The following is a 20,717-nucleotide window of genomic DNA, read 5'->3' on the forward strand; positions in this document are numbered from 1 at the left end:
GCGGTCAAAAATCGAGCGTGCGAATTTCCACTTCTTCGGGGCGATAGACGGCGGTCACCCGGCCGGTCCGATCCGTCGCGAACAGCACCGAGCGTTCCTTCTCCAGCTTGAACGCATACGCGGCGCCGGCGTCCCGATCCCCGATTTCGATCTCGGCGTCCCAGGCGGCTTCGGATACGAAAACGAACAGATGGCCCTGCTCGAAACTCAGCTTTCGCCCGTAAACGCCCGGCTCGTCTCCGCCTTTGCGCCATTCGAGCGGCGCGGCGATTCCGGCCGCTTCGGCGGCGTGCCGGTACAGCTCGGCAACCGTTTCGACCCGGTCGTTCAGCTCGACCGGCAGCGGGCACCAGATGAGCTTCCCGCTTCCGACGGCAACCTCCCGCAATTCGTCCGCGCCCGCGCCGCTTCCGTCCGCCGTCGGCCGCGTTTCCTTGACCAGCTCGGCGATCCGCCGGCGGCCGAACGAAACCGGCAGACACTTCCCGCTCAAGACGAGCCGCTCTTCCCGCGTCACGTTGCCGGACTCGGCCGCGCCGAGCAGGTCGTCCAGCCGCGCGGAATCCCGCCAGTACGCGTCCAGCCCGAGCGGCCCGGTCGCGAGCAGCGTCGCTCCGGTTTCGCCGACGATGCGCAACAGCTTCGCGAGCGCTTCGTCGTCCATATTATGCGGACTGGGCAAGACGATGAGCTTGGCCGGATTTGCGGCCAGATCGTCCAGATGATATTCGGAAGCGCCGCGGAACGGCAGCTTCAGCTCGTATGCGAGCGAGCGCGTCGCCCGCGTCGTGGCATCGTAAGCAAGCTTGCGGTTGGAAAAGTCGTTCGAATACGGGAAGACGACCGCGATCTCCTCCAGCTTGCGGCCCGCGAACAGCGGGCGGATGCCGCCCATGAACCGGCCGAAATCGTACGAAACGTCCGCCTCCGGCTTTTCCGTTCCGTCCGCGCGCAGCGCGCCGATATGCGACTCGTTCGCATTGTCCATATAAAAATTCGTGTTCCAGATCCATTGAATCGCCCCGGAGCCGCCCGTCGCGAACGCATAGGCGTATTTGCGCTCCAGCAAATTGCGCAGCTCCGCTTCCGTTCGCTTGGCCCGACCGTCCGGCTTTTCCACGTACATGATGCCGGTTTCCTGCACGAGATTCGGCTTGTCCGCCGTCTTCGCGAAAATGCCGTCCCACAGCAGATCGTCGTTCAGCCACCAGGAGTGGACCGTCGTATAGTCGACCGCTTCCCCGTAGAAAAACGGAGACGGACGCTGGGCTCCGAGCGCTTCGTCCTGGCCGACGGTCACCAGGTGGTCGGGGCAGAGCTCCCGAATCGCGCCGCGCAGTTCCGACGCCCACCGGTTGTGCATGTCCATCGAGAACAGGCAGTAATCGAGCCAGCGGGTGCCTTTTTTGCCGGAATGGATGTCCTGCACGCTGAAGTTGATCTCTTCGGCCTCCGGCGGTACGGCCGACGCGAAATCCGGAAGCTGCTCCGGCGTCATGTTCCATTTTTCCTGCAGCGCCGCAATCGAACCGTGCCGCCTCTCAAGCCATTCGCCGAACGCCTTGCGCTCGAACGGATCCCGCGCCGAACGTGGACCGTCGGAGAAAATACGCGGCGGATCGAACATCGACGGCTCGTTGATCAAATCCCAGTCGACGTGCGTCGTGGCCGCGTGGCGCGAGACGATCGAACGGATAAACCGCTTTTGCGCCTCGACGCTGCGCGGGTCTAGATACGGATTCGTTCCTTCCCACGTCTCCGGCGTAAACGAGAAAAACGTAAACGTTACGTGCAGCTCGTGCCTCGCCGCGGTCAGCAGGAACGCATCGATCGCGCGCAGCGCTTCCTCGGAGGCGTGGCCGTCGGCCAGCATGATGTGGCGGTAAGCCGTCCAGATGCCGGTGCGGATCCAGTTGATGCCCGCTTTTTTCATTTGCGCCATGTCCCGGTCCCAGACGTCCGCGTTCGGAAGCTGCAAAAATTTGCGCGCCACGTCGCTCGTCATGTACGTCATGCCCACGACCGGCAGCGGAACCCCGTCCTGGACGAAATAATCGCGCCCGGCCTGGATCGGCTTCCCTTGCGCCAGCAGCGCGGCGTCGTGTCCCCAGAACGCCTGGCGCAGAACGCGGCGTTCGCCGGACGGCGACGTCGCCTCGCACGCGACGCGGTAAAGACCGGCCCCGATCTCGAACGGCAGAGTCAGACGGATGAAGTTCAACTCGCCGGTGACGTCCGCTTCAAGGCTCTGCGTCCATTCCGGTTCGGCGGCTCCTTCGCGCCGCACCGTCAGCTCGAAGCGCCACGTCTCCCGCTCCGCGCGCGGAAGCGGTCCGCCCAGCCGCTGCGTTTGCAGCGTCAGCGCGGCGCGCTCGCCCGCCGAATAGGACGCGTAGTTGGGCTTCAGCCACAGCTCCGTCGCGCCGCGGGCCGCGAACGCCGTCCACCGCTTGAGCGCCTTGACGCTTTCCGCCCCCGCCGGAAGCGGCTGGCCGACGAACAGCCAGCGGCTTCCCTTGAAGGGGCCGCCGACGTTTTCCCAGAGGACGGCCGGAGCCGAACGCTCGCGCCCGTCCGCGGAAATGCCTTTCAGCAGCGGATAAATCCGGGTGTCCATCGGGCCTCCCGAGCCCATCTGGTCGGGGTGGTCGCTGCTTTTCGTCACGTGCGGCACCAGGTTCCACGCTTCCTTGAGCGGCACCAGCCCCTCGTCGCCCCGCAGCAGCGGAATGCACTCGCTCGAGACGCAGGTTGCGACGATTTCCCCGTCAACTCGCAGCGCTTCGTGAATATGCAGCTGCTGATGGTAGCCGGTTTGCTCGGGTTCCGCGATCCACCGTCCCTCTTGCAGACGGACCGGGCGCTTGAACGGCGCGCCCCCTACGCTGACGAGGCCGCCGCCGCGCCGAGCAAAGCCCAGAATCGATGGCCAGGCGTCCTTCGGAAAAAACGGAGCGTGCAGGTTGACGAAAACGCCGCCCTCCCCGAGAGCGTCAAGCGCCTGCGCCAGTTCGCCCGCGGCGACGACGCTGCCGAATTCGCCGAGCTGCACGGCTTCGGCCTCCGTCCAGGCGCCGCTTGACGGAAAGCCGGGATCGAACAAAATAACGACTCGGGCCGGCAAACTCGATACGACGGATTCAAGGCTCATAGCAAACCGTCCTTCATCGCTTTATACACGAGCTGCGAGAACAGGCTGTTGGACCAGGCGAACCACGAGCGGGTAAACACGTTCGGATCGTCGGCGTGGAACCCTTCGTGCATGAAGCCGGTATCCGCGTCGGTCGCCTCCAGCATCGCGATCATCTCCAGCTTTTCCTCGGCTGTCGTCGCCGTCAGCCCCTGCATCGACAGCGCCATATGCCAAATGTAGTCCGGCGGCGTATGGGGGCTTCCGATGCCTTTTGCGGCCGCGCCTTCGTAATAGAACGGATTTTCCTTGCTCAGGGCGAAGCGGCGCGTATTTTGATAGATCGGATCGTCCGCGGACACGTATCCGAGGTACGGAATGGACATCAGCCCCGGCGTGCCGGCGTCGTCCATCAGGCAGTAATTGCCGTAGCCGTCGGTTTCGTACGCGTAGATCGGGCCGAATTCGGGATGCCGGTAAATGCCGTACAGCCGGATCCCGTGGTCGATGTCCTGCTCCAGCTCCTTCAGCTCGCGAAGGAATTCAAGATCGCGGAACACCCACTCGGCAAACTCCTGCATATGGCGCAAGGCGACGACCGCGAACATGTTGCCCGGAATGTTGTAGTGGAAATCGCACGCGTCGTCGCTCGAACGGAAGCCCGACCACACCATTCCCGTATAGTTGACCGGCATGCCGAGCCCGTTGTTGCGCAGCGAGTCGGTCGGAATGCCGTTGTTGCGGGTAAAACGGTACGGCGACAGCTCGAAGTGCCGCTGCTCGGTTTTAAACAGCTCGTAAATCGTTCGCATCGCGGCTTTGAAGCCGGCGTCGAAAATGTCCGTTCGCTCCGTTTCCTTCCAATATAAGTAGGCGAGCCGCACCGAGAAGCAGAGCGAGTCGATTTCGAACTTGCGCTCCCACACCCACGGCGACATTTCGGTTTCGTCCGTCGTGTTCCAGTGCCAGTCGTTGGCCGATTCGTTGAACGCATTCGCGTACGGATCGATTTGAATGTAGGCGACATGCCGCTTGATCAGGCCGGCGATAATGCGCTGCAAATCCGGATCGTTCTTGGCCAAAGGCACGTAATGAACGACCTGCTCGACCGAATCGCGCAGCCACGAGGCCGGAATATCGCCGGTGATGACGAACGTCGTGCCGTCGTCCAGCAGCTTCGTCGTCGTTTCCAGCGTGTTCGGGAAGCAGTTTTTGAACAGCTTCAGCAGTTTGGGCCGATGCGCCAGTTTTTCTTCGGCTTCGGCGAGCACCGCCTGTACCGCTTGCGGCAGCTCGAGCTTGGGGATCGGAATTTTCGGGAGTCTGAATTGTTCCATGTTCGGGTAGGCTCCTTTATCGTTTCGTTCTGTTCCGCGCCGGGACAAGCGGCCGCCCCTCCTCGGCCTTTCGGGCGAAGGGAGAGCGACCTTTGCTTGCGGCGCCATGCGGATGTTGATTTCAAGCTTTCAAGCGAACGGCATCGTTCGCATGTCCTGTGTCATTGCGACTGCCTCGGACCTGACAATCGGCAGGTCCTCTCGGCCGATATTTGCCGGTGGGCCGCGTCGCCGGGCCGATTAACGGCACGTTGACGCCGTTATTCGCCTGCAGGCCGCGTCCCCGGGCCGATTAACGTCGCCTTGCGGCCGTTAATTCAAAGCGATTCGGCAGCGGAGCGCCGGAACCGCGGATGCGGCGGTTGGCCCCTGCCCGGCGGGAGCGCGAGCCGGGAAGGTTACACTCCCGCAGCCAGCTTCACCGTCTTGATCTCGAACGGACGGAAAGCGAGCTCGATGGCTCCGTCCGTCAACGCCAGCTCCTTCAGCTCGTCCTCGAGCGCGTTGGACACGAACGCTTTGCGGACCGGCTGCGGCCAACCGATCGTTACCCGTTCGCGGCCTCCGGCGGATTCGTACAGTCGGAGGATAATGCCGCCGCCGTCTTCCGACGGTTTGACCGTGTCGAGCACGACATGGTTTGCCTGGAAGCGAATGAACGAGGCCGCGCCCGGCAGCGCGAACGATCCGGGCACCGGCCCGCCCTCGACGCATGCGGCCGCCGCGTTCAGCTCCGCCGCCTTGCGAACCGTGTGCGCCCCGCGCCAGTCGCCTTCGTGCGGGTAGAGCGAATACGTGAACTCGTGCTTGCCGAGATCCGCGGTGTCGTCCGGCCATTTCGGCGCGCGCAGCAGCGACAGACGGATCGTCGAGCCTTGAATGTCGTAGCCGTATTTGCAATCGTTCAGCAGGCTGACGCCATAACCCGCTTCGGAGACGTCGGCGAACCGGTGGCCGCACACCTCGAACTGCGCCTGCTCCCAGCTCGTATTGCGATGGGTCGGCCGCTCCAGCGCCCCGAACGGAATTTCGTACGTCGCCTTGTCGGTCACGACATCGATCGGAAAGCCGACCTTAAGCAGCTTGTGCGCCTCGTTCCAGTCGACTTCCGTCCGGAAGTCGATCCGCTTGTCTCCATGGTACAAAATCAGGTCCTGCCGGATTTCGGATCGGTGCAGCTTCCAGCGGAAGCGAAGCACGTCCTTGACTTTCCCCCGGAGCATGACGCGCTTTTCCAGCAGCACCGCGTCTCCCGCCGGCTGAAGTTCGTATCGGTCATCGATGTCCCAGGCATCCCAAAGCGTCGGACGGTCGTGATAGAAATGGAACCGGTTGGCCGCTTCGCCCGGCTTGACGATCTCGCGGCCGGCTTCCTTGTCGTAAAGGCTCGCGATTTCCCCGCGTTCGTTAAAGACGAGCTTGTAGCGCCCCGTCTCCCAAGCGTCTCCCAGTTCTTCCGGACCTTCCGGACCTTCCGGACCTTCCGGACCTTCCGGACCTTCCGGACCTTCCAGCCCTTGCAACCTTTCCGGTTCTTTCCACTCTTTGATTTCGTCCGGCACTACAGCCACGCCCAGCCCGGACGGCTCGGACGGCGCACCCGCCAGGCCGCCGACCGAAGCGTTTGCTTCCCGCTCGGCCGAATCCGCGGCGGAGCTTGCCGGGCGCAGCCAGATCGTCTTGCAGCCGAACGCCGGAACGGCGGGAACTCGGATCGAAACGCGGCACTCGCGGCCTTCGGAATCCGCCGAGCCCGAAACGACGCCGTCGATGCCGCCGGAGTCCGCCCCGTTCGGCCCGGACGTTGCCATAACGTCCGCGGCAAGCATGCGGCCATCCGCGTCGTATGCCGCGATCCCGGCTCGTTCGCCGCGCCGAATGCCTGCCGTTGCCGCTGGCAGCTCGACGACGATGTCGCGTTCCCAGCCGAGGCTGTTGAACACGACGAACGACCTGCCGCCATCCCCGCGAATGACCGGCTGCTCCGGCGACGCCGCATCCGTCCGTCCGGCCAGCGCGGCCAGAACGGTGTCGCACGCCGCGCGGCCCTTTTCGAATACGTCCTTGTATTCCTTTTCCGAAGTCTCGTACGTCTCCGTAATCGCCGAACCCGGAATAATATCGTGGAACTGGTTTTGCAAAATCAGCTTCCAGCCGTCATGCAGCAGCCCGCGCAGCTCCAGATCCCGCTCGGCCGAAAGCCGCGGCAGCGCCAGCGACTGCCACAGCTCCGCCTCGCGGTACAGCGACTCCGCCTTGCGGTTGCTTCGCTTGTTCCGCGCATGCGTCGTATAGGTCCCGCGATGCAGCTCCAGATACAGGTCGCCGCGCCATTCGGGCAGCTTCGGCGCGCGTTCCGCGATTCCCGCGAAAAACGCCGCCGCCGTTCCGTAACGGCTTTCCGGCTGGCCGACCATCAGCTCCGCGCGGTCGATGAATTCCAGCATTTCGCGCGTCACCCCGCCGCCGCCGTCGCCGTGGCCGTACAGCAGCATCTGCTCGGGGTGAGCCGCTTTTTGCCGGTACGACTGCCAATGCTCGTGGATATCCTTCGGCAGCGTATGCTCGTTGACGCCGTGGTTCAAATAGGACAAAATCGGCGTGCCGTCGATGCCGACCCAATGGAACAAATCGTGCGGAAACACGTTCGTGTCGTTCCAGCCGAGCTTCGTCGTCATAAAGTATTCGATCCCGCCGTGCTTCAAAATTTGCGGCAGCGAAGCGCAGTACCCGAACGTATCCGGCAGCCATTCGATTCGCGACGTTACGCCGAATTCATTCCGGTAAAACGCTTGCCCGTACAGCATTTGTCGGACGAGCGACTCGCCGCTCGGAATGTTTAAATCCGGCTCCACCCACATGCCCCCGACGAGCTCCCAGCGGCCTTCGGCAACCCGTTCTTTCACCCGTTCGAACAGTTCGGGATCGTGCCGCTTCAAAAACTCGAACAGCAGCGGTTGGCTTTGCGCGTATTTGAATTCCGGATACTCCCGCATGAGCGCGTCGACCGTCGAGAACGTCCGGCTCGTCTTGCGGACCGTTTCCCGCATCGGCCACAGCCAGGCGATGTCGATGTGGGATTGTCCGATCATTCGCATCGTGCCTTCGGCGTTGCCGCCAGTCTGCCGAACCCGATCCTTCAGTTCCGTTTCGATCCGGGAGACGGCCGACCCTTCCGCGATCGCATCCGCCTCCAAGCCGACGTAAGCATCCATCGCCGCTAGCAGCGCTTCGAGCAGCCGAACCCGCCGAAAATCCGTCTCCGGCAGCAGCACGGCCGAATCGCGCGCGACGATCGCCGCGTACATGAGGCTTTGCACCGCCCGGTTCGGGCGAACGAGCTCGCTGCGGATCGACGCGATCGGCGGCTGAATGACCGCCTGGGAATTAAGCGGATCGACCGGCTCCGGCACCGGATCGAACAATTCGATTTCCAGCTCCGGATGCGTGCCGATCCGTTCCAGATCCAGCGTCACGTATGCGTGATTGCGATCGAGTCCCTGATAGGACTTCCCGTTCGCCCGCAGCAGCCCTTCGCCGCCGGATTCGAACAAGAGGCCGACCCGGCCGTCTTCCGCGTACCCGGACAAATCCGGAGTCGCGCGAAAATAATAGGTCGTTCCCTGCACGCTCGGAAAATGGTCAAGCCCCTGTCCTTCCGGATAGGGGGCGGTATTTTCGTATTGTCCGGGGAGGACGTAGGTCGTGCGCACGATTTCCCACGACCGGAACGCCTCCCTAGTCAGCCATTGCGCCTCGGACATTTCGCGTATCCATCGTTTGAGGCGTTCCAGTTGCAGCTCCAACCGTTCCATCGTCACGCGTCCTTTCGCACCGTCAATTCCGCGCTGATCGTTTCCTTGACGTTTTTCCCCGCATGGATGCGGAATAGCCCCGGCTCGACGACCGGACGATAGTCGAGGCCGATAAATTCAAGCTGTGCCGGTCCTACCGTAAACGTTACCGTTTTCGTTTCGCCCGGCTTCAGCGCGATTTTGGCAAAGCCTTTCAATTCTTTCTCGGGCCGCGTCACGGAGCTCGCCGCATCGGAGACGTACAGCTGCACGACTTCCATGCCTTCGCGTCGGCCCGTATTCGTAACATCGACCGTCACCGTCGCGGACCCGTCCGGCGTTATGACGCTCGGCTCGACCGTCAGGCGCGAATAATCGAACTCCGTGTAGCTAAGGCCGAAGCCGAACGGGTACCGCGGCTGCGAGTCGTCCTCCAGGTAACGCTTGCCCCGCGAGCGTTTGCCGTTGTAGTACACCGGAAGCTGGCCGACCGATTTCGGAATCGAAACGGTCAAGCGGCCGGACGGATTGACATCGCCGAACAAAATGTCGGCCACCGCCCGGCCGCCCTCCTGCCCCGGATACCAGGCTTCGAGAATCGCATCCGCGTGCTCGTCCACCCACGGCTCGGCGATCGGCCGGCCGTTGATATAGACGACGACGAGCGGCTTGCCGAGCGCTTTAAGCTCCTGCATCAGCTCCAGCTGAACGCCGGACAGCCCCAGCGTCATCCGATCGATGCCTTCCCCGCAATCCATGTCGTTCCACGGGTTGTCGCTCACCTTGGACGCTCCGGTCTTCAGGTCGATCGTTCCTTCGCCGAAGTCGCGGGCGCTCGAACCCCCGGCGACCATGACGACGACGTCCGCCGCCTTGGCCGCGGCCAGCGCGGACGGGAACCCTTCGCGGTCGTCGCCCTTGATCCGGCAGCCCGGCGCGTACAGCACGCGCTCCGGCTCGCCGGCGAACCGCTCGCGGATGCCCGCCAGCACGGTGGACACTTGTCCTTGCGGCTGGGGCGACGTGTAATCGCCGAGCTGGTTGTAGCCCTGATCGGCGTTCGGGCCGATGACGGCGATTTTCCCGAGCTTCGGCGACAGCGGGAGCGTCGCGCTTTCGTTTTTCAGCAAAATGACGCCTTCGGCCGCCATTTGCCGCGCGAGCCCGGCATGCTCCTCGCACCCGATGACCTCGGCCGCCCGTGCCGCGTCCGCGTAAGGACGCTCGAACAGGCCGAGCCGGAATTTCAGCCTCAGCACGCGGCGAACGGCCTCGTCGAGCTTGCTTTCGGACAGCTTGCCCTGCCGCACCGCATCGGCCAAATGATTGCCGAACATGACGCCGGACATTTCCATGTCGATGCCCGCTTCCAGGGCGGCAACCGCCGCGCTCAGGCCGTCTTCGGCCGTGTCGTGTCCGCCCGCCAGCATGTCGATCGCGCCGCAATCGGTGATGACCATGCCGTCGAAGCCCCATTGTCCCCGCAGCACGTCGTCCAGCAGTTCCCGATTTACCGTGCACGGCACGCCGTCGATTTCGTTATAGGCCGGCATGACCGACTGCGCGCCCGCCTCGACCGCTTTGCGGAACGGGTACAAATCGACTTCCAGCAGCTCCCGCCAGCCCATATGAACGGGACCGGCGTTCCGTCCGCCTTCCGAGCTTCCGTAACCGACGAAATGCTTCAGCGTCACCGCCACGCTGTCGTCCCTGTCCAGCCCTTCGCCGTGCATGCCTTCGACCGCGGCGACCGCAAGCTCCCCGATCAAAAACGGATCCTCGCCGAAGCATTCCTCCGTCCGGCCCCAGCGGGGGTCGCGGACGACGTCGAGCACCGGCGAATACGTGACGGCTCCGCCTTGCGCCCGCGTCTCCAGGGCGACGGCGCGGCACATGCGGCGGTACAGCTCCACGTTCCAGGCGCTGCCGATTAGCAGCGGCACCGGGAACACGGTCGCTCCGATCGCCATATGGCCGTGCGAGCACTCTTCCCCGATCAACAGCGGGATGCCGAGCCGCGAATGCTCGATCGCATAGCGCTGAATGGCGTTGACGGCCTCTGCGCCCTGCGCGGGGGAAAGTCCCGTTTCCAGCGTGACGCCGGTCCACGGATCCGCACGCAGCATGCCGTACAAAGAGCCGACGCCGCCCTGGCGGATTTGCTCTTTGAACGTTTCGGTCAATTCGATTTTCCCGTCTTTGGACGTATACGTCTGCCAGCCGAACGGCTGGACGAGCTGGCCGACCTTTTCTTCCAAGGTCATCAGCCCGAGCAGGCTTTCGACCCGCTCTTCGACGGGCCTCGCCGGATCTTTGTAATCCACTGACATTCACCCTGCCCTCTATATAAATGAAGGAAAAATTTCCGATGCCCGTCCCGCTTCCAGGCCCGCTTCGTTACTCTTTCACGGAGCCGACCGTCAAGCCTTGGACGAAATAGCGTTGGAAAAACGGATAAGCGAAAATGATCGGAACCGTGGCCAGCACGACCATCGCCATGCGGGCCGTATCCTGCGGCATGTTCTGCATCACTTCGAGGCTGATCGAGCTGTTGGCCGAATTTTGCTGAATGAACGACATGCTCGATTCGATCCGCATCAGCATTGACTGCAACGGCACCTTGTTCGGATCGTCGATATAGAGCAGCGCGTTGAACCAGTCGTTCCAGTAGCCCAGCGTGCTGAACAGGCCGATCGTGGCGAGACCCGGAAGCGACAACGGCAAGACGAGGCGGTAAAAAATTTTGAACTCCCCGGCGCCGTCGATTTTTCCGGATTCGACGATCGCGTCGGGGACGCTTGTCATGTAGAACGTTCGCAAAATCATAATATAAAAAGCGTTCATCGCCAGCGGCCAAATCAGCGCCCACAAGCTGTCCTTGAGGCCGAGAACTTGCGTCACGATGATATAGGTTGGAATCATCCCCCCGCTGAACAGCATCGTAAATACCGCGAACAGGGAGAAAAACCGCCGATAGGCGAAGCTTTTACGCGAGATGGCATACGAATAAAGGGCGATCATAAGCAGGCTGAGCAGCGTTCCGACGACGGTGACCAGGATGGTCACGCCGTACGACTTGAGCAGCATGTCCCCCGTTTCGAACACGTACTTGTACGCTCCGAGGCTCCATTTTTCCGGAAACAACCGATAGCCGTTCGTGGCCAGCGTTTTTTCGTCGGTAAAGGAAATGATGACGACAAACAAAAATGGAAATACGCACAAAATGGCAAATATGGCGGCGACGGTATTGAGAACCGCGTTCCAGCCCGGGGTCAATTGATGGAAATCCCGTTTTTTCTTCGCTTTTGCGGCCATGAGCGATCACTCCTTTCGAAAGCGGATTAGAACAGCGCGCTGTCTTTATCGATTTTGCGCACGATGAAGTTGGACACCATTACGAGCACAAAGCCGACGACCGACTGATACAGACCCGCAGCCGTGCTCATGCCGATTTCGCCCGTCGTCTTCAAACCGCGATATACATAGGTGTCGATAACGTTGGTCACGGAGTACAGCGTTCCGGAATCCCGCGGCACGCTGTAGAACAAGCCGAAGTCCGCGTAAAAGATTTTCCCGACCGCAAGCAGCGTCATGATGATGATGATCGGCTTCAGCAGCGGAAGCGTAATGTTGCGGACCTGCTGCCACTTGTTCGCCCCGTCGATCATCGCCGCTTCGTACAGCGATCGGTCGATCCCCATGATGGAGGCCAGGTAGACGACGCTGTTGTAGCCGACGGACTTCCACAGACTGACGAAAACGAGAATGTACGGCCAATATTTCGGCTCGTTGTACCATCCGATCGTCTCGACCCCGAAATAGCCCAGAATATGGTTAAGCAGCCCGCGGTCCATGCTGAGGAAGCTGAACGCGAAATAACCGACGATAACCCACGACAGGAAGTAGGGCAAAAACATCCCCGTCTGATACAATTTGGCCATTTTTTTGTTTACGATTTCGGACAAAATGATGGCCATCGCCACCGAAAATACGAGCCCCAAAAAGATAAACGCGATATTGTAAAGCAGCGTATTGCGCGTTATCGTAAACGCCGCGTCCGTGCTGAACAGAAACCGGAAATTGTCCCAGCCGACGTTTTCGCTGTTGAACAGACTGTGCCAGAAGCCTTCCCTGCTGAAGCGGTATTCCTTGAATGCGGCCACGGTGCCGATCAGCGGCATGTAGGAAAAAAACAAAAACCACGCGGCGCCGGGCAGAACCATCAGCAGCATCACCCGATTGCGGAAAAGCGTTCGAAAAAACGAGCCGCCCATAACGTCAACGCTCCTCTCCTCGTATCATGTTAAAAAAGACCGGGCGAGCCTTCACCCGCCCGATCTTTTCGCTAGACGACTGCGTTCGATTACTTGTTTTCGGCTACCCATGCGTCAAGCTGCGCTTGCGCTTCCGCAAGGACTTTGTCCATGCCGGCTTCTTTGAATTTCTCGATCGCGATCGGCAAGTATTCGTTCGGATCGACCGTGCCGGTCATGAGCGATGCCCAGTATTGTTCCTTGACGTTTTGAATGGACGCCATTTCGGTCGCCACTTTCGTGCTGTCGAAGTTGAAGCCGAGAATCGGGGACGCCACGCCTTCGGCGTTGAACTTCTTGAATTCGTCCCACTTGTTGTCCGGATCGTTTTCGTTCAGATACAGAAGCATGTTGTTGCCGAGCGAGTAGGACGGCATGTCGTAGTTTTTGGCGGCGTCCAGATTTTTCATCCGGTTTTCGCCGACTTTTTCGTAGTGCGTGCCTTCGATGCCGGAATCGACCATGTTGCGCAGGACCGGATCCGTATTGAGCAGGTTCAGGAACTCCATCGCTTTTTCCGGATGTTCGGAGTTGGCGGAAATCGCCATGATCGAGCCTTGAACGGACGTGTTCGTAATGATCGCGTCGCTGGCAGGCGTCGAAACGACCGGGTAGCCGTACGTTGCGGACCACTGGTTGTCGGCGAGCGGCTGCGTTTGCGCGCGGTCGACGAGCCAGTTGCCGGACAGCGTCAGATCTTGCGTCGAACCGACGGTTGCGGCTTCGGGCGAAATGTAGCCCGCTTGGTAGTATTTGCGCATCGTGGCCAGCGCTTGTTTCATTTCTTCCGTTTCGAGGATATTGACGACTTTGTAGTCGGTCGTATCCAGCTTGACGGCCATCGGAAGGTTCGTTACGAGATAGTCGTACGGAACGTAAGGAACGTGGTTTTTGTCCATGCCGAACGGCGTGACGTTCGGTTCGTTTTCCTTGATCGTCTTGAGCAGCGGCTCGAGGCTTTCAAGCGAGCGGACGTTCGAGATATCCAGGTTGTACTTGTCCAGAAGCGTTTTGTTGAAACGCCATACTTCCTGCTGCGGAAGCTCCTTGTTGGCCGGAATGCCGTAGTTGTGGCCGTCGACCTTCGAGCCTTCGAGGAAGCCCGGATCGATCGTGTCGACGATGCCTTGGCCGTATTGCGTAAGTAGATCGTCGATTTGGAGGAACGCGCCCTTGCGGACGTTCTGCACGTAATCGAAGCCGCCGGCGGCGGTGAAGATGATGTCCATCGGTTCGCCGGAAGCGACGTTGACTTGCATTTTTTGCGTGTAGTCGCCCCAATCGATTTGTTTCATCGTAATCGTCGCGTTGATTTTTTCCTTCGTGTACTCGCTTACTTTTTCCATGACGGCATCCACGTCTTTTTGCGGCGTTCCGATCGTGTACCAGATCAATTCGACGGTTTCTTCGGAACCGCCGGCGGAACCCGACGCGCTGCCTGCGCTCTCGCCGTTGTCGTTGCCGCCGCAGGCGCTAAGCACAAGCGAAAGCGACATCAGCGAGGCGAGCAAAAGCCCGAACCTTTTTTTCGTTTTGCTCATCTTTTTCCGTCTCCCCCTCAGGTGAAGTAATTTAATGACAATTTAACTGTAATTCATGAAAGCATTTTCAAATAGAAGACAAACTTAAGATATGCTGTTTAAACTAAAGAAAAAGACTGCAGCGAGTGCAGTCGAATTAATCTTCCGTTAACGTTGCCTTAAAGCAAAGCCTTGAATTCCGTCGGAGAGATGCCCACATATTTTTTAAACTGCTTGTAAAAATAGCCGGTTTCCCAGTATCCCACCATCCGGGCGATTTCATGCACTTTATGATGGGTCGTTTTGAGCAGCTCCTTCGCTTTTTCGATGCGGTATTTGTTGATGTATTCCGTAAACGACTCGCTCGTCTCCTTGCTGAACAGCTGCCCCAAATAGACGGGGTGGATATGAAACTGCGCGCCGAGCGTCTTCAGCGACAGCTCGTCGGCGTAGCGCTCGTGAATCGCGTTCAGCACCTGGAGCACGACCGGGCTGCGGACGTCGCGAACGAGCGAATCGACGCAGCGCCGCGCGACCTGGATGACCGCTTCCGCCAGCCCGGCGATTTCGGCCGCGTCCCCTACGCTTTCGAAAGCGGTGGCGAACAGCTCCGGCTCCTCCGTCCGTTTAATGCTTTGCAGCTCCATTTTGAAACGGACGATCAGTTCGACGGCAAGCTCCTTCAAATACGACGGCGTCACGCCCTCGCTTTCCCGGAGCCGATTGAAGTCCTCGTTGATTTTCTCCGCCAGCCCTTCCCCGTCCTTCGCGACGAGCAGCTTGGCGTAATTCGGCCAGTCGATCGGGAACTCCCCGGCCGCGGTCTGCCGGAACGCGCGCGGATCCCCGTAATCGATCCAGTCCCAATCCGGATAGACGAGGAAAAATTCCTGGGCTTTTTTCGCTTCGGCATAGCTTTCCGAGGCGGCGGCCGTAGGGTGGATTTTTCCCGAAGACAGCCGAAAATCCGGCAGCTCGCCCGGCTGATCGGACCGGAGCCCGGACAGCGCCCGAAGGAGCGGCTGCTTGTCGGCATTCCCGTCGCCGTACCCCGCGAGCAGAACGATGTCCCCGTCCATATCGCGGAACACGATCCCCGTCTCCTCGCCGGACGCCGCGCTTTTGACCCGGCCGAACAATCGCTCGGCTTCCTCCGGACGATCCGAACCGGCGCGCAGAACGACAGCAGCCGCATAGGGCGACCGAAGATGAATGCCGAGCATTTCCGCGCGCTCCCTGAATTCCGCCTCCGCCATCGTGCCGGTCAGCCAGCGGTAAAGCGTGTTGTCTTTAATCAACTGAATGCCGTAATCGTGAAAAAGCGTCTCCGTCCTCAGGCTGTTCAGCTTCAGCACCGTATTGCTCAGCGTTTCCTTCAGTTCGCCGACGTTGATCGGCTTCAGCAAATAATTTTCGATGCCGAGCTTCATCCCTTCGCGCAGAAAATCGAAATCGCTGTACGCGCTCAAGACGATCACCTTCAGCTCGGGGAGGCGCCGCCTGGCGGCGGCGATCAGCTCCAGCCCGTTCATGACCGGCATCGAAATGTCGGTAATAAGAATGTCGGCCGGCGTTCGCTCCAGCGCGTCCAGCGCGAGGCGCCCGTTCTCCGCGTGGCCGACGATTTCGAGCCCGAGCGCGGCCCAGTCGATCATGTCGTACAAGCCTTCGATAATAAACGGCTCGTCGTCCGCCAAAAATACGTTAAGCATCGTGAATGACCCCCTCTTCCGCTTGCGGGAGACGGACGGTTACCGTCGTCCCCTCGCCCGGCTCGCTTTCGATGTCCACGCCGTACGGCTGGCCGTGCACGAGATTCAGACGCGCGTGTACGCTGCGCAGGCCGAACGAACCTTCCGTTTCCTCGGCAACGGATAGCCGATCCCGGATTTCGGCCAGCTTGTCCGGTTCGATCCCTTTGCCGTTTTCTTCGACGGTAACGCGAATGTCGCCGCCTTCCGGCCGGACGCGGATCGCGAGAAAGTTGTCCTCTCTTGCGGGATCGATCCCGTGGACGATATAGTTTTCCACGATCGGCTGCAGCGCGAGCCGCATGACCGGAACGCCCGAAAGCTCGGGCGGGCAATCGATCTCGTAGGCGAATTTGTTTTTGTAGCGGATGCGAAACAGCTCCAGATAGAGCCGGCACGCCTCCAGCTCGCTTTGCATCGTGCTTTGCCGCTTCGGGTTGACCAGATTTTTGAACAGGACGGACAGGCTGTAGATCATTTCCGCCGCGTCGCTGTCGCCTTGGGAAAACGCCCGCATGCGGATGACTTCCAGCGTATTGTACAAAAAGTGCGGATTCACCCTTGCCTGCAGCGCCGCAAGCTCCGCGTGCTTTTGATTGATTTCGGCCTTGTACACTTTGTCGATATACTGGTTCAGCTCGTCGAGCATCGCGTTGAAGCTTTTGGAAATTTGGCCGAGCTCGTCTTCCCGGGTTTCGTCGATGCGGGCGTTCAGGTCGCCGTTTTTGACCTTGCGCGTAAACCGGATAATTTCATTCGTCCGCTTGGCGAAGTTCATGATGAACAGCGACGGAATGAGCGTCGCCACCGCGATGCAAATGAAGCTGATCAAAAGGATCGTGTTGCGCGTTCCGGCGTAGGAAACCGCCATCTCCTCGCGGGTCGCTTCCCCGACGATCGCGTATCCGCCCTCGCCGGAGGACAATTTGTTCGTGTACACGTCGCCTTCGATATGCTGTCCGTCCAGCACGGCCGTCGATTCGCCGGATTCGGGCTCGAGCTTCAAGCCGTACCTGGCTCCCGCCGAATCGTAAAACACGCGCCCGTTCGCATCCCGAACGTGAATCGTGCCTTTCATCTCGGGATAGCCGGCAAGCGCGCTTGCGATTTGCTCCGAGTCGAAATAAACGAGCAACTGGCCGATATTTTTCAGCGTTTGCTTGTCGTTGATCGGAACCCGCACCGCGAACATCCGGGGATCGTCGCGGCCGATCGCTTTGCTTACCCAGTAATTCGGCGCCGTGACGTTTCGCGATTCCGCCGCCATCACGTCGGGGATGTACGATCGCGCCATGTTCGTGACGACGAGCTTGAACCGTCTGTTATCGTCAAGAGAATACAGCACCTGCCGATCCGAGCTGTACAGCACGATGTTGCGGATGGAGCTGTCCGAATCGATCCGCCCGAGAAAATAGTCGAGGGCGCTCCCCAATTCGCTCGTCTCTTCCGCCGTAAATTGATCCAGCTGGAATTTCACATACTCTTCGTAGGAATTCAACAAAAAAATGCTCAACTCCGCCGACAGGCTGTCGCTGCGGTAGATGTCGTTCATCATCGCCTGGACGGATTCGACCTTCCCTCCGATGTAGCGGTTTACGCTGTCCATCGCCCGGGTCTGATTGTCCAGTTCCCTCCGGACGGCCGTCTGGGCCGCGTTCCGGTACATCAAATAGGAAAAGGTGATGATCGTCACGATCGTGATGACCGAAAAGAGCAGGATGATTTTGAGAAAGAGGTTGTTTTTGAAGTACTTGCGGTAAACGGCGCCGATGTCCATGATGCGGGCTCCTTCTGTCGAATGAGGCTATTATAACATATCGGCGGGTTTGCGTTAGCAGCGGGGGGCGTTGCGCGGGATCGATAGATTCCGCGGATATCGGTTGCGGCCGGCAATCGCATTGCAAGCCCGGATCGGCAACGCATTCCCGATCTGCCGGACTCATGAATGCGTTGCAGTCGGGAGGCCATATTATTTACATGACAGATTGTAAAATGAAGTGCGACAGGTAAAGTAAAGGCCCATGGACGATTCGTGTAAAATGGAGTCACCACAACAACCATTACACGGGAGAATCAATCCATGGGTTACACACATCTTAGCATAACCGAACGCAGCCAGCTAGAAGTCCTCCGCCGTCTGGGATGGTCCAATCGGGCAATCGGCAAGGAGTTGGGGCGGCACCACTCCGCCATAGCGCGCGAGATACAGCGCGGAAGCGTGGAGGGCGAATATCGGGCGGAGACCGCCCAGACCGCCTATGAAGAGCGTCGGAGTACCAGTAAGCCAAAAGGTCGATTCACCACTGAGCTAGCCGATGAGCTGGAGGAGAAGCTACAGCAGACCTGGTCGCCGGAACAGATTGCAGAGAACCGCCGAACAAGCGGAAAGCCGTTTGTTTGCTTCAAGACCATTTATCGCTGGCTGTACGATGGACGTCTGAATGGAGGCGAAGTGAGCGTCCTGCGCCACAAGGGAAAGCGGCGCAAGCCGGTAGAAACGCGCGGTCGCTTTCTTGTCGGCAAGACGATCGCACAGCGACCAAAGGCCATTCGGAAACGCGAATCGTTCGGCCATTGGGAACTCGATACGGTTGTCTCCAGCCGAGGGAAAAGCCGTGCTTGCGCCGCTACGTTTATTGAGCGTAAGACACGGATGTACGTCGCGGTGAAGATGCCCGATCGCACAGCTCATTCGATGGAGGTTGCTTTCGGAGTGGCAGCCGGACAATTCGCGCAAGGCGCGTTTAAGACGGCCACTGTCGACCGTGGAAAGGAATTCGCCTGCTATGCAGCGCTTGAATTCTTCCATGGCATCGATGTGTACTTCGCCGATCCCTACTCGTCGTGGCAGCGTGGATCCAACGAGAACGCGAATGGGCTCCTACGTGAATTTATCCCGAAGGGTCACGATTTTGCTGAGGTGACCGATGAAGAGCTGGCTTATGCTCTCCACCTCATCAACCACCGCCCCCGGAAATGTCTCGACTGGAAGTCGGCTTACGAATCGTTCATGGAAGAACTGTCGCACTTAGCTTGACAATCCGTCACATAAAAAAACGCCATGTCCGGCGGTTGCGAGCGTACTTTTGGATGATTTATCGTACAAAATCCCTCTTCCTGCCGCTTTCGCGACGACTTTTGTACGTTTTTTCATACAAAATCGCGCGTTTGAGGGCGAATCGACCGTTTTTGGATGATTTTTCGTACAAAATCCCTCTTCCTGCCGCTTTCGCGACGACTTTTGTACGTTTTTTCATACAAAATCGCCGCGTTTGAGGGCGAATCGATCGTTTTTGGATGATTTTTCGTACAAAATCCCTCTTCCTGCCGCTTTCGCGACGACTTTTGTACGTTTTTTCATACAAAATCGCCGCGTTTGTGGATTAATCGAACGTTTTTGGATGATTTTTCGTCCGCTCCGCTCCGCTTTCGTACTTGAGCATTTTGCATAATTCCGTTTTTGAAGTAGGTAGTGGAATTATGGGGCCAATTAAACCAGCTTTCTAGCTAAATCGACTTTAATTTTCAAAAATGGGCAGACCTGCAGAATTTTTACTGAATCAAAAAATTTAAGCGGCGGCGTTCTTGGATTGACGAGCCATCGCTAACGCAGAAGCTAATAACACAATGGCGTTTAGGTATTGGTGAGTTGTCACCTTTTGAATACCCCAGACGTGCATGGCGTCTGCGGTGAGATAGGTTTTCAACCTGGAGTTGCATCGTTCTACGCTGGTTCTTTCGTTATACAACTCCTTCCAGCGTTTGGTGTCTCGATGTGGACTTGAATAACGACGCAAATCGCTTTTCGTATCGACTTTGACGACCATTCCATAGTTGGAAGATGAGCAAGCAGCCATCCCAAGCGGACAGTCTACCTTGCCCGTGGCATGGGGACAGCGGAATTTCAGGTATTCTCCATCAACGCCCCAATAAGTCATTTCATAGCCCATCGAGCAACAGGGTGTGCCACTGGATGTCATGCCCGCAGGTGGTTCCTTCTCGTTGCGAAGGTTCATCGGAATAATCGCCTGCGCCTTTACATTTCGCGCTGCTTCGTAGTTTTTAAGCTGGTCATAACCGGCATCAAGCATAAAGAACTTCACCTGTGTACCCGCAGCCACTTGTTCTATGAGAATCGGAGCCATATCGCCGTCATTGACGTGAGCCGGTGTAACGGAGAGCGCCATCGGCAGCTCGCTTGTTGTGTCGACGGCGAGATGAATCTTGTAGCCAAACCACTTGACCTTGTTGCCAAACGAATCGAACTTAGCCCCCCAGTTGGCATTGCCAGTCCGTTCGCTTTTCCGTTTCGGTTGCTTCTTCTCATAAGCATGAATCGCTGCACTGTCGATCGCCACATGACTTCCGTCGATGATTCCCTCCTTCTTGCATTGTACAACGAGATCATCAAACAGGCGCTGAGCTTGCCCCTTGCTGGTTAACTCAGCGAACACGCGGCTTAAAGTCGCGATAGAAGGAGCCTCACGGTCCAGTCTAAGTCCACATTGATAACGAAAGCGAAGATCGACATCCAAACGATGATGTAGACCCGTAAATGTATCGATGTTCTCAAGCGGGGCAGCAAGTAGCGCACGAAGAATCCCTTGCCTGCAATGTCCGTCGGCACCTCGGGGTGAATGACTTCTCAATTCCTTGGCATAGGGGCGTAAGTCCAGGGCGCTGAAAAAGATAGGCAATCGTTCTTTAGATTCAAGTTTTTGAAGCACATCAAAGGAAAATAGACTTTCTTGGAGAATATACAAAGTGACTTCCCTCCCTTGGGTTTTCTGGTTTGGTCACTTGAAAACTTCTCCAAGTTGGGGTGAAGTCCCTTTTTTTTGCTCAAAAACCTTTGTACAGCAAGGGCTCAGA

11 protein-coding genes are annotated in these 20,717 nt (G+C 58.9%); 1 reads left to right on the plus strand and 10 read right to left on the minus strand.

Annotated features, from left to right (window positions below):
• Positions 1-4: 4 nt before the first annotated feature.
• The 9 genes from JW799_RS23615 to JW799_RS23655 all read right to left on the minus strand — a co-directional run bounded on the left by JW799_RS23615 (position 5) and on the right by JW799_RS23655 (position 17,622).
• Positions 5-3,151, minus strand: a complete 3,147-nt coding sequence (locus JW799_RS23615) for an alpha-amylase family protein (protein WP_205431976.1) — start codon at positions 3,149-3,151, stop codon at positions 5-7.
• Positions 3,148-4,467, minus strand: a complete 1,320-nt coding sequence (locus JW799_RS23620) for a glycoside hydrolase family 125 protein (RefSeq protein WP_205431978.1) — start codon at positions 4,465-4,467, stop codon at positions 3,148-3,150. The genes JW799_RS23615 and JW799_RS23620 overlap by 4 nt, the downstream gene beginning before the upstream one ends.
• Positions 4,468-4,865: 398 nt before the next feature.
• Positions 4,866-8,261, minus strand: a complete 3,396-nt coding sequence (locus JW799_RS23625) for an alpha-mannosidase (protein ID WP_205433082.1) — start codon at positions 8,259-8,261, stop codon at positions 4,866-4,868.
• A gap of 23 nt (positions 8,262-8,284) precedes the next feature.
• A complete protein-coding gene (locus JW799_RS23630) occupies positions 8,285-10,585 on the minus strand; it encodes a glycoside hydrolase family 3 N-terminal domain-containing protein (RefSeq protein ID WP_420830656.1) in 2,301 nt (766 codons plus the stop codon).
• A gap of 73 nt (positions 10,586-10,658) precedes the next feature.
• Positions 10,659-11,576 carry a carbohydrate ABC transporter permease gene (locus JW799_RS23635; RefSeq protein WP_080838993.1) on the minus strand — a complete coding sequence of 306 codons (918 nt, stop codon included), beginning with the start codon at positions 11,574-11,576 and terminating at the stop codon, positions 10,659-10,661.
• A 26-nt stretch (positions 11,577-11,602) separates the two neighbouring features.
• The gene (locus JW799_RS23640; protein ID WP_080838992.1) at positions 11,603-12,535 is read right to left on the minus strand and encodes an ABC transporter permease; all 933 of its coding nucleotides are present in this window, start codon (positions 12,533-12,535) and stop codon (positions 11,603-11,605) included.
• A gap of 89 nt (positions 12,536-12,624) precedes the next feature.
• Positions 12,625-14,115 carry an ABC transporter substrate-binding protein gene (locus JW799_RS23645; RefSeq protein ID WP_080838991.1) on the minus strand — a complete coding sequence of 497 codons (1,491 nt, stop codon included), beginning with the start codon at positions 14,113-14,115 and terminating at the stop codon, positions 12,625-12,627.
• A gap of 158 nt (positions 14,116-14,273) precedes the next feature.
• Positions 14,274-15,806: a response regulator transcription factor gene (locus JW799_RS23650; RefSeq protein WP_205431982.1), complete on the minus strand. Its 1,533-nt coding sequence runs from the start codon at positions 15,804-15,806 to the stop codon at positions 14,274-14,276.
• A complete protein-coding gene (locus JW799_RS23655; protein WP_205431983.1) occupies positions 15,799-17,622 on the minus strand; it encodes a sensor histidine kinase in 1,824 nt (607 codons plus the stop codon). Before JW799_RS23655 ends, JW799_RS23650 begins: the two co-directional genes overlap by 8 nt.
• A gap of 303 nt (positions 17,623-17,925) precedes the next feature.
• Here JW799_RS23655 and JW799_RS23660 point away from each other — a divergent pair, with 303 nt between their 5' ends.
• On the plus strand, positions 17,926-18,882 hold the full coding sequence (locus JW799_RS23660; RefSeq protein WP_080832876.1) for an IS30 family transposase: 957 nt from the start codon (positions 17,926-17,928) through the stop codon (positions 18,880-18,882).
• A 532-nt stretch (positions 18,883-19,414) separates the two neighbouring features.
• Here JW799_RS23660 and JW799_RS23665 read toward each other — a convergent pair.
• A complete protein-coding gene (locus JW799_RS23665; RefSeq protein WP_080832042.1) occupies positions 19,415-20,608 on the minus strand; it encodes a transposase in 1,194 nt (397 codons plus the stop codon).
• Positions 20,609-20,717: the final 109 nt, after the last annotated feature.

The organism is Cohnella algarum (assembly GCF_016937515.1).
Taxonomy (GTDB): domain Bacteria; phylum Bacillota; class Bacilli; order Paenibacillales; family Paenibacillaceae; genus Cohnella; species Cohnella algarum.